Here is a 14,176-nt window from a genome sequence, read left to right as displayed (position 1 = left end):
AGGCTCCACGCCTGTTTCCGGCGTTCTCTGTTCGTCCGCGTGTCTGCCCGCGTGTGATCGTTTCTGCCCAGGAAAGCCCTACTGTCCGAGTCGATCACGCTGAGAAAACGTCATTCGGCCTCTTGGGCTTTCACAGGGGTGGCAGAGGGAGGATAATGTGCCTGGCGCTCTGGCCTACGCTTTGGCGGCCTCTACTTCGGTTCGGCGTGCTTGGATGATTGCCTCCTTTGAGAAAGAGGGATTTGAGTACGGCTTTCTGGAGAACCGGCCGACGTCGTAGCCGCAAGGTTCGCGCTTTGAGTCAGGCGAACAGCCCAACGAACTCATTCATCGCGATTTTCTGGAAATCAGATCTCGATGTTCTGGCCGAACCGGGCCGCCGGCTCGGGCTCGCGGTTATCCCTAGGCGTAAAGCTGTACAGCAGCCCGTACAGCAACGGCGCCTTACGCGATCACACACCACCGACCCGCATCTACCGCGTGAGCAGGCGGGGATGCCGCGGACAAGGCATCTGCCCATCTCTTGTAATTAGAAGGTCAGGTGCGTGACGAACTGCGTGACAAGACCCATGGACGACCATGGACGCGGGCGGACCACAGCAGACGAATCCCCGCAGGTTGGAGGCCTTGTAAGGCCAGTTCACACACCAATTGCCGTTGCCTGATATGGAAACGGTCCACCAGGATTTGTGGCCGGGAACGGCGACGTGTGATTCTCGGTTCGTGAGCAGCTCAGACGACGAGGTTTGGCCGGCCTATCTCGAGCACACCCTCGAGCTCGCGGGACAGCTCCTTCGCGCGGACGACCCTTACGACGTCGGCCTGCAATTCATGGGCGACACGCTCGAGGTCATCACCACCGGCGAGTACGAGTACGCCGTCAGCATGTACAACCTGTGGGGTGATCTCACCGACTGGGTGGAACTCAAGCCGGCCGAGGAAGACCTTGCCCAGGCCGAGATGGTTCGGGCCGCACGCGAATGGCTGGCCCTGAATCCTCGGGACAGCGACGCTGTGCGCAGGTACTTCGATCACTGGCTACACGACGTCTTCCACCACGATCAGTCGTAGCGTGCTACATCCGGCGGGGGCATTTCAGGGGCACATGGCACCGGAAAGTGCTGGCAGGCGATGCCAACGAACGGATGGTTCCGCTCCTCGGGTGCAGCTTCACACAGCCGTGGCTCGGACCGTCGTGGCAACGGATCTTGATCGGCTCTGGCCACCATCAGCCTGGAGCCAGCGGTGGATCATGACGCGATCAGACAGTGTTTTCAGGACGGCCGCGGTGACGTTCCCACTCTGGCGCGAGGATCGACATCACGACGTTGTCCACCCAGACACCGTCATAGAACAGGACGTCACGGTGAACCCCCTCCTTGACGAAGCCGACCTTCTCGTAGGCGCGGCGGGCGCGGGGATTGAAGTCGAACACGGTCAGCGAGATCCGGTGCAGGCTCAGCCGCTCGAAGCCGTGGCCGACCATCAGCCTGACCGCCTCGGTGCCGAGCCCGCGGTTCTGGCCGACGGGGGCGAGGGCAATGCGGAAATTGCAACTGCGATTGCCGGCGTCCCACTCGTTGAGCACCACCTCACCCACGCAGGCACCACTCACCCGATCGACGACAGCTAGGTCCAGCCGGTCCGACTGCTCATGACGGGTGCCGTACCACTCCCGCATCCTTCTCTCGGCTGCTTCGTCCCACGGCTCAGGATCGGCCGGGCCGCGAACGCTGCCGGTCAGCCGGCCCACCTCCGGATCCTGGAGCAACGCACGGAGTACAGGCGCATCCTCTTCCAGCAGGAACGAGCGCAGCGTCACTTTCTCACCGACAAGCGTGGGCTTGGTGGAGAAGTCCGTTCGCGAGTGATTGTCCACCAGGCGATTGTCGGCGCGAGGCGCCGCCACATCAAACGACTTTCCGGGCCGAGGACGCGGGGCGGTATGGATCGGCGAAGGGTGCCACGACGCGCCGGGCCGAGCGCGATGCCGGGGGAGGGGAGCGCCGCCACCGGGCGGCCAATCAGCCTCGCGAGCTTGCGTTCCCGATAACACCATTCCCAGCCAGTTCAGGATTGAGACGGTCGTGCGCATACGGAAAATGCCTGCCTGCCGGAACGGCAGAGACCTTGGACGAGCCTCATCGCCCCAGCCCAGAAGGTATTTTCGTGTCTCCGTTCAAGATCCAGGCCCCCGGCAGGTGAAGCGCGCAGGCTAACGTTCCTGATCACAGCCGCCGGGTCCGCTCGGCACGGCTTGTCGATCCCTCATCAGGAAGTGGAATCATGGGTTTTGAGGCTGTCTCAGCGGACTTCTCCGCCGATTCGGTAAGGGTCATGCGCGCGGAGGTCGAACACCAGGGTTGCTCCTTCTCCGGCAACCATATGGGGGTGGCCGCGGGCGGAAGCGTGACGCTGCGCTTCGAGGTGGCGCAACCGCGGGACGTCCCGCAGTTGCGGCTCATCATCAGCGCGCTCGTCTCCCTGTCCACATCCTCGGTGGGGCACGCTCCTGTTGATGTGGTGTTCCAGGGCGAGACACTGGCGTGGAACCTCGCTGTCCCCCGGAGCGAGGACGAGCCGTACGACAGCGTCTTCGTCCTTCCCGAACGCCTGCTGAGTGCCGGGACGAACACCCTTGAGATACGCGTGCACCCCGAGGCCCACACCGTGTTCTGGCTCCACCGCCTCACGGTGGAAGCCGAGACCGCGGAGAGCCTGCTGAAGCCTCGGCACACCGGGGAGCCTGGCGACAACCCGGTTCTCGCCTTCCACACGGAGTGCCGCCCTGCCCACGGCTCGCCGCCGGGGCCGTGGACACGGGCCCACCGGCTGCTGCTCCACATCGACCGCGGTGAGGAGGCGCTGCCCGTTCAGCTCGACTGGCAGCGGCAGGACGGAGTCCACGCCTCCGTCGCCTTCCGTTCCGATGTGTCCGGCTTCCACGGTCACCTGCGTGACTCCGGGGGAACGACGTACGAGTACCGAGGGCGTCTGGCCGGCCGCTGGGCCTTCCCCGACGGTCTGGAGAACACCCCGTCCCCCGCGCTCCACCGCTTCGCCACGCAGGAAGAACGGAACGGCGACTGGCACGACTGTCACGACCTTCGGCTGCTGATCGACGACGAGGGAGCGCCGCTGACGGCGGTCTCCTGGCAGGACCAGCGGGGCGGCTCCGCCACGATCATGCTGCACCGGGCGCCCGACGGGGCCGGCAAGGTCAGTATCTCCCCGTGTGAGAAAAGCGGGTTCGCCGTGACGGCCGACGCCCCGCGCGGGCTGTCGCCCGACCTCCTGCGGACCGAATGGACGGCGGCTGACCACGTCGACCTCTACATCGACACGAAGCCGGCCGCCGCGATCACCTCGTACGCGCTGACGTCGGCGAGCGATTCACCGGAGAGCGACCCCCTCAGCTGGACGCTCTTCGGCCTTGACGCCCACAACAACCGGACGCCGCTGGACCGGCGTGTCGGCGAGGTGTTCTCCCGGCGTCTCCAGACCAGGACGTTCTTCCTCGTCGCGGACACACCGGTCTACGACCACTACCTGCTGCGGATCGATCGCAGCCGTGATTCGCGCATGATCAAGCTCGCCGGTCTCCGGATCGACTGGCGCGGCGAGGAACACTTCAGCGGTCACCATCGACGCTCGGGGCAGGACACCGTCGGCTACCGCAGTGTTCCCGCGGACCGGCCCGGAACGCCTGCGAATCCGCCCGCGGTCCCCGCGTCCACCGGCACGTCGCGCACCAGCGCCTTCCGGGCCTTCGCCCGGTCACACGGGGTGTCCGACGACGCCATCACCCGAATCCTGTGGAGCATGGAGCCGGGGGTGCACTTCGAATATAAGAGCCCGGACAGTGTCCAGCCCGGCGACCGTGTGATCGGCTACAAGGGCGGGCTTCCGGAGATGCCCCTGGACGCCGAATGGGACGCGGCAGACTTCTTCGTCGCCTCCTTCGATCTCGCGGCGGTGCCCAGGCAGCCATTCGACGACGGCCTTCCCAGGGAAGGACACTTCCTGCTGTTCGCCAGCACGGACGTCTACTGCGGCGAGGCACTTTACGTACCGCCGGGCACCGAGACGGCCGTGCGCCTCGCACCTGTCGGGTGGAGTTGGAGGGACGGAGCGCCGGAGATGCCGCAGGGGTTGGAGCGGGAGGCCCTGGTGGTTTCCAGCGACGCCGCGTGGGATGCCCACGGCTGGTTCTTCTTCGACGAAGAAGATGGAGAAGAACCGGAAGACGAGGAGGAGAGGATGTGGCACGCGCAACTCGTGGCCGCCCTGGAGGAGTACGCCTCCAAGGTGGGCGTCGAGCCGGCCGTGGACCGCCGGGCCAACAAGCTGCGAGGCGTGCAGCTGAACCCCCACCACACCTGGGGCAACTGCGGCAGCCGGGAGTTCCAGCGCATGCGGGAAGAGGCGGTCATCACACTCAGGAACAACCCGGAGAGGTTTGACGAGGTATACGAAAGGGCACTGAAAGAGCTCTTCGAGGGAGGGCCTCTGCTGAACATCGCACACTTCAGTCAGGACGACGTGCTCTACGAGTGGGGCGACGGCCAGGTGGGCTGGATGATCCGCCGCGACGATCTGCTCGCCGGACGGTTCGACCGTATCGAATTCGACTGGTTCGGCTGATGTGCCCGCGCCGCGGACCGGTCCCGCCGGAAGAGGCGGCGGTGGCCGGTTCCTCGGCAGCGTGATGGCCTCGGCCCCTGTCGAACGCGCCGCGATCAAGGCGGAGATGTGTCCCACGGCCGCATCCGGTAGCCGTTGCGAGAGTTGGTCCGCTCGCCGCTGCGGCAGGAGGCCGCGCCGGGTGCGGCTCGTTCACCGAGCGGGCCCGCGTCGGCCGACTCTACGACCGCACTGACCGCACTGACCGCACTGACCGCACTGACCGCATGGGCCCGCTCCTCGCGGCACGCATGCCGAACCAACGAGGGTTCCAAGCAAAGAAGGAGATCATGAAGCACGAGTACGAGGCCACGTTCTTGTCCGTCGACGTGGCAGGCCTCCGGGCCAAGCTGACCTCCCTAGGCGCCGTACAGGCCTTCCCGCGCACCCTCCTGACCCGCAAGATCTTCCAGGGTGACGCTCTCGGCAAAGGCCAGTGGCTCCGCCTGCGTGAGGAGGGGACTCGCTCGACTCTTACGCTCAAGCAGGTCACGGACGCCACCACCATCGACGGCACCACCGAGATCGAAACCGAGGTCACCGACCTGCACGCCATGGCCGAGATCCTCCGCCATCTCGGCCTGCGCGAGGTCCGCTACCAGGAGAATTACCGCGAGGAATGGCGCCTGGACGATGTCGCTTTCGACATCGACACCTGGCCCGATCTGCCGACCTTCGTCGAGATCGAAGGGCCTGACGAGGCAGCGGTCCGCCGAGGCGCATCCCTCCTGGGATTCGACTACTCCGAAGCCCGGTTCGGTAGCGTCGATGAAATCTACAAGAGCGAGATCGGCCGCGACATCCTCGCCGAACCCACCCTCCTGTTCTCCGAAGCCGACAAGAACAAGCAAGCCTCCGTGCCCCTATCCGGCGCCTGACCTTCTGGGGCGTCCCTCAGCGGCTCTTCGATCTTGACGGGGAATGCTCGCCCTCATGCCGCCGGCTTGATCATGTGATGTGTGCACGCCAACCGCACGCGGCGGCGCATGGCGGTGGCCACGATCGTCTGATCGACCGCGGCCAGCGCCATGCTCGCCGTCACCCGGCCGTGACCCGGCCGCGCCTGGAGCCGCTAGGCGGCTGCTTGTACCTCCACCTCCCACAGCGAGTAGCCCCACGTCAGCGCTCGTTTCACGCCCTGCACGCGCAGGTGGCGGGTGGAGTTGGCCTGGTCGATCCAGATCTCGTCCACGCCGCCGTCGCCGTCGGTCACCTCGGCCAGCGGAGCCCAGGTGAGGCCGTCGGCCGACGACTCCACCCGGTAGGCCTTGCCGTACGCGGCCTCCCAGCGCAGGACCACTTTGCCCACGTCCACCGCTGAGCCGAGGTCGACCGTCAGCCACTCGGTGTCGGTGTAGCCGGACGACCAGCGGGTGGCCGGGTCGCCGTCGACCGCGTTGCCGGCCGCGAAGGCGGTTCCGCCCTCGACGCTGGAGGCCGCGGCCGGCCGGCCCTTGGCGAGGTTGGCCTCGGCCACCGTCCGATGGGCCTTGACCGCGACCGTGGTCGTCACCCCGGCGAAGGAGATCTCCAGCGTGCCGGAACCCGTGGGCGTGAAGGTGACGGGCACGATCAGCTCGCCACCGCGCGCCAGCGTGACCTCGCGGTCGGCCGGGAGCTTCCACCCGGCCGGGCCCTTCACCGACAGTGTGCCGGTGACGGCGGCGGCGCGCTGGCTGATGGCGTTGAGCGTCAGCGTCGCCTCCTTCCCGATCGTCGTGTCCAGCACGGCGGGGTCGACCGAGAGCACCGCCGCCGGCACGTCGCCATACCTCGGCACGATCTCGGTGATCTTCGGCGCGGCGCTCCCGGCCGTCCAGGCGAGCCTGATCGCGTCGGCGTTCACGTCAGCGGGGTCGAGTTCGGTGTACGGCCCGGCCAGCCTGCCGATGGGCTGCCACTGGCCTCCGGTCCTGACCTGGACCTCGGCCTCGCCGGTACCGAGGACGATCACCCGGTCGATCAGGCGCTGTTTGGAGAGCGTGACCTGCAGGGCGTCCCCGGCGGCCGGAGCGCCGGAGGCGGTCCAGGCGGTGGTGAGGTTGCCGTCGGCCGCCGCCTGCGGAGTCGAGCCCGCCGGGGTGCCGCTGACGGTGAGCCGGGTGACGTCGTCACCGAGGGTGGCCACCTGGAACTCCCGCACCACGAGCCAGTAGTCGTTGCCGCCGGTCGCGCGATAGCGGACGTAGCGGGCGCGCGCCCCGGCCGGGGCCGTCGCCTTGACCTCGGCGGTGGTGCCGGTGGCGAGCTGGGTCCAGGCGACGCCGTCGACGGAGTACTCCAGGACGCCGGCGTGGATGTAGTCGTTGGGGCTGTTCGACTTGCCCATGAGCACGGCCACGTCGCCGATGGACTTGATCGCCCCGAGGTCGACGCTCACCGCGTCACCGGCGCCGGGGGCGTTGTTGCTCCAGTAGAAGGTGCCGAGATCGCTGTCGACCATGCGGTCGGGGGTGTTGTCGGCATACGTCCCCAGCGTGCTGGAGGCGGCCGGCCGGTCGTCGACCACGCCGATCCAGCGGTCCAGCTCGTCCAGGGCCTGGGTGATGAAGCGGTCGAGGACGCCGTCGCCGATGCGGGGGAACGTCGTGGAGTGCGGGTCGCGCGGGTCGCGGATGGCCTTGGCCGCCGCGATGAGATCGAGGGCATCCTGCCGTGCGCTGACCGCAGCGGCGCCGTCGCCGGCCCTGACCGCGTCGAGGACGTCGAGGGCCTTGAGCATGGCCTTAGCCCACAGCTCGGTGGCGTCCAGCCAGGACTTGGCCTCCTCCAGGAATGCCTGGTCCTTCACCCCGGCGGTGATGGTGGCGGGGGCGGCCAGCAGGCGCTCGGCGTAGGCGCGCAGCGTGGTGGGTTTCCCGTCGAGCCAGGCAGGCCAGAACTCCTCGACCGCGGCGGCCAGTGCCGGGGCCTGCTTGCGGTGGACGGTGCCGTCGTAGCTGCTCAGATCGGCCACGTCGCGCAGCGCGAAGGCGACCTTGTCCGAACCGGAGGCCACCTCGTCCAGGGCGCGCAGCCAGGACGCCTTGGCGTCGTAGACCGGGTCGTTCCATCCGAAGTCGGCGAAGGAGTACAGGGCGATCTTGCTGACTGCGGCCTGGTTCATCGGGTTGGAGATGATCCCCGCCAGGTGTTCGGACAGTCCGGGCTCGCGCCCGGCGTAGTCGGCCATGGGCAGGCGGCCCGGGTTGTAGTCGTTGACCGGGTAGTTGTCCCAGACGAGGATCTCGTGGCCGAAGACCTGCCTGGCCGCGGCCGCCTGGGCCTTGGTGATCGTCGCGGGGACGACGCCCATGCCGGTCCAGTGCACGACGACCTTCTGGTCGAGGACCTCACGCAGCGCCTTCTTGTACGGAGACTCAGAGGTGTCGTAGTACTCGGTCGGCACCATCTGCAGCGGCGCCACGTCGCCCTTGGCCGTGGCCCACGCCTGGGCGGCGTTGATCAGCTCGCTCTGGGCCCGCCCGGCCCCGGCCCCGCCGGGGTTGCCGTACTTGGCCCGGTCGCCCTCGCAGCTCCAGCGGCCGGCGTCGATGTCGTCCATCGGGATGTTGAACGAGCGCCCGCCGAGCGCGTAGACGGCCTCGAACTTGGCCAGCAGCGCCTGCACGTCCTGCTGGCTGGTGTAGCAGATCGACAGGCCCGGCGACAGGGCGAAGGTGAAGTCGACGTGGTTCTCGCGGGCACGGGTGATCAGCTCTCCGAGCTGGGCGAGCTTGTCCGGCGGATACGGATCGCGCCACCGGTCGCGGTGGTAAGGGTCGTCCTTGGGCGCGTACTCGTAGGTGTTCATCTTGTGCGCGCCGAGGTAGCTCAGGTGGTCCAGGCGGTCCTGGTGCGACCAGGGGGTGCCGTAGAAGCCCTCGATGGAGCCGCGGTAGCGCATCGTGGGCCAATCGCGCACCTCCACGCCCGGCATCCGGTCAGTGCCCTGATGGCGCTGGATGAGCTGGCGCAGGGAGAGAGCGGCGTAGTAGGTACCGTCGGCGTCCACGCCGTCGAGCACGATGACCTTGTGCCCGCCGCTGTGCCCGGCCGCGAGCACGTATCCCTCGGCCGGCAGGCCGTCGGCGTTCTTCACGCCGAGTCCGTCGAGGGCGGCGTCGCCGTCGCCCAGATAGATCGTGACCGGGGTGTGCGGGTCGTCGCCGTCGGTGGCGACGACCTGCTTCACGCCCGCGTCGGCGAGCGTCTGTCGCACGTGGGCTTCGGCGTACTGGTCGCTGTCGCTGGTACGGACCAGTCCGACGACGGGGTTGACGGGGAACCCGTCGGAGCGGGCTTTCACCTGCTGAGCCGTAGGGGCCGGGGCGATAGGTGTGGCCTCGGCCTTGGCGGCGTTGGCGGGGGCGATGATCAGGAGGGATGCGGTGAGGGCCAGGGCTAAGGGACGGCTGGGGGGCACACGGTCTCCTTGAGTGCACATAACCGCCCGAATGCGCATAAATGCGCACCGGATTGCCCCATATAAGAGCACCGTAAGACGAACTGGTCAATACCAGTTCGTCATCGGACCTTCGGCCTGTCCGTACCAGTCCCCGTACGGCGGCCCGCAGCCCCGACCTGCCGCCGGAAGCCCGCACCCGGCGAACGGATCGCCACCAGCGACGCCGACGAGCACGGCAACCGGCGCCCGCACTTCACTCCGGTTCGGCTTCGCATTCCCGCAAGCTCGCCGTACCTGGCCAGGTCGGGCGGGTCGCTCACGCGGCTGACCCACGCCTACGATGCGCTGACTGTCGTGACCACCAGCCCGCGTTGTGAAGAGCCTAAATAAAAGCCGAAACTCGCGAACGGACGTGTCCCTGACTCACGCTGCTCCTGACCATGCGAGCCGTCTACCGGCATCACGCGACGAAGGGGAGCCGGGGCGGATGCCTCGGCTCCCCTGGCTGGTCCTCCGGCGCTCCGTCAGGTGGCGGAGACCGCGGGTCCGGCGGGTGGTCGTCAGGTGGCGGACACCACGACGTCGTCGGCCTTGACGAACATCACGCGGTGGCCGAACTGGATCTGGTAGTACTTCAGGTTCCCGCGGACCACCGTGTGCTGGGACGGGTCCAGCGTCACCGCCCGGTAGTACTCACCCACCGCGGTCAGACCGACGGTGTAGCGCTGACCCGCGGGGAAGGTGTACTGCAGCGGGGAGATCGTCTGGTAGGGCACGCCCGCCGGGTAGGCCTCCGCCTCCGGATACGCCCTGCCGTACACCGGGACGCTCGCCAGGCCCGGCTTGGGCGTCACCACCAGGCCCTTGGAGGGCACCGCGGTGGGCTGGGAGGCGGGGTTGTGGAACCACGCCTTCTGGCCGAGGTACCAGATCGCCGTCCAGTCGCCCTGGCGGTCGGCCACGGCGTAGCGCTGGCCGGTGACGGCGCGGGCGCTGTGGTCGTAGACGCTGTAGAGCGAGTCGCCGGTCGGGTGCTTGCCGATGTCCTTGACCAGCGGGGCGTCCTCACGCGGCTCGGTGCGCAGCCAGATCGACGCCGAGCCGTGCGGCAGGCAGGCGGCCTCGGGGTTGTCCTTGTCGCAGCCGTAGTAGTACGGCTGGTTGTTGTCGTAGTCGGGAAGGATCATCACCGACTCGGTGGTCGGGCCGCCGGTGCCGTGCAGCGGGTGGCCGAGAAGCTGGAAGTAGCGCGCCCAGTCCCAGAAGGGGCCCGGGTCCTCGTGCATCTGCCGGACGGTGGACGCGATCGTGCCGGGCACGTTGTCGTGACCGATGATGTGCGCCCGGTCGAGCGGGACGCCGTAGCGCTTGGCCAGGTAGCGCACCAGCTTGGCCGAGGTGCGGTACATCGCCTCGGTGTACCAGGAGCCGCCGGTGCGCAGGAAGCCTTCGTGCTCCAGGCCGATCGACTTGGCGTTGACGTACCAGTTGCCCGCCTGCCAGGCGACGTCCTTGGTCTTGACGTGCTGGGCGATGTGCCCGTCGACGGAGCGCAGCGAGTAGTGCCAGCTCGCGGGGCGTGCGGGGTCCTGCACCAGGTTCACGGAGGGGCCGAAGTAGCCCTCCATGTCGTGGATGACGATGTACTCGATCTGCTGGTTGACCGGCCGGTTCGACAGGTCGTGGTTGCCGTAGCTCCCGTTCGGCAGGGCCTGGTAGGGCGCGGGGATCCACTCGCACGAGACCGTGGGCGGGCACTCGACGCCGTCGCGGACGGGTCGGCGCAGGCCGAGCTTGTCCAGCCAGCTGTCCATCTTCCGCAGACCGGGCGCCGCCTTCAGCACGACCTTCTGGCCGTCGTCGGTGACCCGCTCGGTGCCGGTCTCGATCGTGGCGTAGACCTCGTCGGCGAAGAACTTCGCGGCGTCGGCCTCGGTGGCGCCCGAGTAGCGGGCCACCGCTCCGTACCACTGGCCGGGGTCGTCGCTGAGTGGCGCGCCGAGCTGCTTCTGGTAGTCGGCCAGCAGGGCCGCGCCGCCGCGCACGTTCGCGGCCGGGTCGGCGCGCAGCTCATCGCGGCTCGCGCCGGTGAGCTCGGCCGCCTTCTCCAGCGTCCTGAGCGACATGGGGATCTCGGCGGGCGCCGGGGTCTCCTCGGGGGCCGAAAGGGGGCGGCTGTCGTCGCCGCGGGGGTCCTCGACACCGTCGGCGTGGTGGTTCTCGGTCGTCAGCGCGGCGGCGTCGGTGAGGTGCATCGGGCCGTAGCCCGCGGAGTTGCTCGGCAGGCCCGCGTTGGCGTCCCAGCGTGACTCCAGGTAGGACACGCCGAGCAGGACACTCTCGGGCACGTTGTAGGCCTTGGCGGCCTCGGCGAAGGCGGTCTGCCGTTCGCCGGGGGCGGTCTGGGCCGCCGAGGCGGGTTGGGGGAGGGAGAGGCCGCCGACGGCCATGATGGCCGCGGCCGCCAAGCGGAGGGGGGACGATCGGCGCACGAACGCTCCTCGGCTGGGGGATCCGGTGCAGACAGACTGCGTAGTTAAGATCGCGATGTCAATAAGTTTCTTCATATCGGCGACAAGTAGCGAAAAATTTCTTCACGATGTCAGGTCGGTGCGGCCGGGCACGGGGGTTCCGGGTCGGTGCCGTCAACCTTGATCAGTCGTCGGTGAGGCGCGAGGCGGCCTCCCGAGCATGAAGCCGGTCTTCGGCCGAGTTCGATCATGTTGTCACGCTGCTGGGCAGTCTGTTTGCCCGGCTGACTCCGGGATAGGTCGGCCACGTGGGCCGGTCTGTTGGTCGCCTGCCAGAGCGGTTTCTCCGCCCTGGCAGGCGTTGTGCGGGTCCAGAGGGCCACCACGGGGACCGAGGCACGCAGCGCCGGCACCCGCTTTCGAGGACGTCGATTTTCTCGGCGAACCGCCGAACCGTTTTCACGTAGGTACTGGACGACACCTTCGCGGACGTGGCCTCCGCTCTGATGCGGCTGGGGGGATCAGAGGCGGTCGAAGCCGTCGGGCTCCGGGCCGCGCCGACGCCGACGCGGATGCCGGGTGAGGCTGTAGCCGCCGACGCCGGTGACGGCCGCGATGGCACCGCCGATGGCGGTCCAGGCCCAGCGGCTCGACAGATCGGGGAGCCAGTCCCAGCTCCAGCGGGTGCCCTTCTCCTCCTCGGCCGCGACCGGCGGCGCCGAGGTCAGCACCGCTCCGGCGGCGACCGGTTGGGTCAGCGGGCTCGTGAGCTTGCCGCCCTCCGGCTGGATGTCGTCGCTGTCATGAGCGATGATCCGCATCGCCACCTGCATCGGCAGGCCCAGATCCTGCTCGGGCAGTTCGGTGACGGCCAGTCGGACGTAGTAGGTGCCGGGCAGCGGGTCGCCGGACCACGGCTCGGCCCAGGCGCGGACCCGCCGTAGGGTGCAGCCCAGGGCGACCGATGCGTCGCCGGCCGCGGCGGTCGGCGTCTGGGCGCCCGCCGTACAGGCCTGGCGGCGGCGGAGCCCGTCGAAGACGTCCACCGCCCAGCTGGATGCGCCGTGCCGGGAGGCTGTGGGCGGCAGGGTGACGGTGATCGCGATCTTGTCGGTCTGCCCGGCTTCGGAGGTGAACGACCAGTAGAGGTAGTCGCCGGTGGAGCCGGCCAGCTGCACCGGTTGTCCGGGCTGGACGGCGGTCGCGGTGAGGAAGGAGGATCCGGCAGTGGTCACCGGCGCCAGGCTCTCCGACGGGGACGGTGTCGGCGGGGCGGTGTCGGCGGCGGCCGGACCGGCGGAGAGCAGCAGTGCGGCCGCGGCGGCGGACAATGCCCCAGCACAGCGGCGGACGGAAGTTGTACGCATCGTCAGTTCTCCATCCAGATCGCGACCCGCCAGCGCGCCAGCCAGCCGAAGACCAGGCCACCCACCAGACCGGCGAGGGCCAGCAGGCCGAGCAGCCCCCAGCCGCGGCCCAGATCCGGGCCGTCGGGGGCAGGGGAGGAGTCGACCACGCCGACGGTCAGCTCCAGCGGCATACCGGGCGTTGCGGCGGTGGTGGCGGTGGGCGAGGAGAAGGAGTTGCTGACCACCAGGCAGACGGTCTGGTCGGGGGCGTCCCGCTCGGCGGACCAGCGCAGGCCGGTGGAGAGCACATCGGTGCGGCCGCTGCCCGCGTCGGTGCCGCGAACCAGCTCCCGGCCGTCCTGGGAGACGGCCCGAAGCAGTACGCCGTAGTCGCGGTTGAGCGCGCGGTCCAGGGAGACGCTGACGGAGGCCCGCAGTTCCTGCCCGTCGCGAACCTGGACCCGGTACCAGCGGTGCTCCTGGAACTGCTCCCGGTCGGTGTAGGCGCCGGGGCCGAGCAGCGGGGCGCCAGTGCAATTCTCGGTGCCGCCCACCTGAGCCGGGGTCTGGGTGTAGGTGGTCGCGGCGCGGTCCACCAGCTGGGTGATCCGGTTCGTCAGCTGGGTCTTGCTGGTGACGGCGGTGTAGGTGCCGCCGGTGGCGGAGGCGATGCAGGTGAGCTGCCTGCGCACCTTGTCGTTAAGGGTCAGGCCGAGAGTGTCCACTACCAGGTGGGTGCCCTGCGCGGCGAGCTCCCGGGCGACCTCGCACGGGTCCGGCGGGGCGCAGGTGTCCTCGCCATCGGTGATCAGGACGATTCTGCGGGTGGTCTCGCCGGTTCCGAGGTCCCGAGCGGCGGCGCGCAGCGCCAGGCCCACCGGGGTGAAGCCGGTGGGGCGCAGGGTGGCGACGGCGGTCTTGGCCTCCAGCTTGTCGATCGGGCCGATCGGCACCAGCTGCTGGGTGTCCTTGCAGCCCACGGACTTGACCTTGCCGGGGTAGGTGGCGCCGAGGACGCGGATGCCGACCTGGGCCTCGGCGGGCAGCGCGTCCAGCACCTCGTTGAAGGCCTGCTGGAGCACCGAGATCCGGCTGCGGCCCTCGATGTCGCGCGCCCGCATCGAGCCGCTGATGTCGAGAACCAGCTCGACCTTGGGCGGTTCGTTCGGGGTGGTCTCGTCGGCGTGAGCGGGGGGCGCACCGAATATGGAGAGGGCGGCCAGCATCCCGAGCAAGGCTGCGGCCGGGGGTCGTCTGATGATCACTCGGCGATCTTAGTGATCATC

The 14,176-nt window shown here is 68.8% G+C and carries 8 protein-coding genes; 3 read left to right on the top strand and 5 right to left on the bottom strand.

Features of this window, described 5'->3' with window-relative positions; all coding sequences use genetic code 11:
- The first annotated feature begins 723 nt into the window (after window positions 1–723).
- Entirely contained in the window at window positions 724–1,071 is a 348-nt protein-coding gene (locus IMZ11_RS37905; RefSeq protein WP_228647599.1) for a hypothetical protein, read from the top strand.
- Between the two features lie 190 nt (window positions 1,072–1,261).
- Here IMZ11_RS37905 and IMZ11_RS37900 read toward each other — a convergent pair whose 3' ends face one another.
- A complete protein-coding gene (locus IMZ11_RS37900) occupies window positions 1,262–1,879 on the bottom strand; it encodes a GNAT family N-acetyltransferase (protein WP_228647597.1) in 618 nt (205 codons plus the stop codon).
- A 458-nt stretch (window positions 1,880–2,337) separates the two neighbouring features.
- On the opposite strand from IMZ11_RS37900, the gene IMZ11_RS37895 reads away from it, so the two are divergent.
- Entirely contained in the window at window positions 2,338–4,644 is a 2,307-nt protein-coding gene (locus IMZ11_RS37895) for a DUF1963 domain-containing protein (protein WP_228647595.1), read from the top strand.
- Window positions 4,645–4,973: 329 nt separating this feature from the next.
- A complete protein-coding gene (locus IMZ11_RS37890) occupies window positions 4,974–5,561 on the top strand; it encodes a class IV adenylate cyclase (protein WP_228647593.1) in 588 nt (195 codons plus the stop codon).
- A gap of 194 nt (window positions 5,562–5,755) precedes the next feature.
- Here IMZ11_RS37890 and IMZ11_RS37885 read toward each other — a convergent pair whose 3' ends face one another.
- The 4 genes from IMZ11_RS37885 to IMZ11_RS37870 all read right to left on the bottom strand — a co-directional run bounded on the left by IMZ11_RS37885 (window position 5,756) and on the right by IMZ11_RS37870 (window position 14,155).
- Window positions 5,756–9,088, bottom strand: a complete 3,333-nt coding sequence (locus IMZ11_RS37885) for a beta-N-acetylglucosaminidase domain-containing protein (RefSeq protein ID WP_228647590.1) — start codon at window positions 9,086–9,088, stop codon at window positions 5,756–5,758.
- 542 nt (window positions 9,089–9,630) lie between these two features.
- Window positions 9,631–11,562 carry an N-acetylmuramoyl-L-alanine amidase gene (locus IMZ11_RS37880; RefSeq protein ID WP_228647588.1) on the bottom strand — a complete coding sequence of 644 codons (1,932 nt, stop codon included), beginning with the start codon at window positions 11,560–11,562 and terminating at the stop codon, window positions 9,631–9,633.
- 500 nt (window positions 11,563–12,062) lie between these two features.
- A complete protein-coding gene (locus tag IMZ11_RS37875) occupies window positions 12,063–12,908 on the bottom strand; it encodes a hypothetical protein (RefSeq protein WP_228647586.1) in 846 nt (281 codons plus the stop codon).
- Window positions 12,909–12,910: 2 nt separating this feature from the next.
- Window positions 12,911–14,155 (bottom strand): VWA domain-containing protein, encoded by a 1,245-nt coding sequence (locus IMZ11_RS37870; RefSeq protein WP_228647584.1) that lies wholly within the window; start codon window positions 14,153–14,155, stop codon window positions 12,911–12,913.
- Window positions 14,156–14,176: the final 21 nt, after the last annotated feature.

It is taken from the genome of Microtetraspora sp. AC03309, from assembly GCF_020826795.1.
GTDB classification, from domain to species: domain Bacteria; phylum Actinomycetota; class Actinomycetes; order Streptosporangiales; family Streptosporangiaceae; genus Microtetraspora; species Microtetraspora glauca.
Note: the sequence above shows the minus strand (reverse complement) of the source record. Positions and strands in the feature narration are given on the sequence as shown.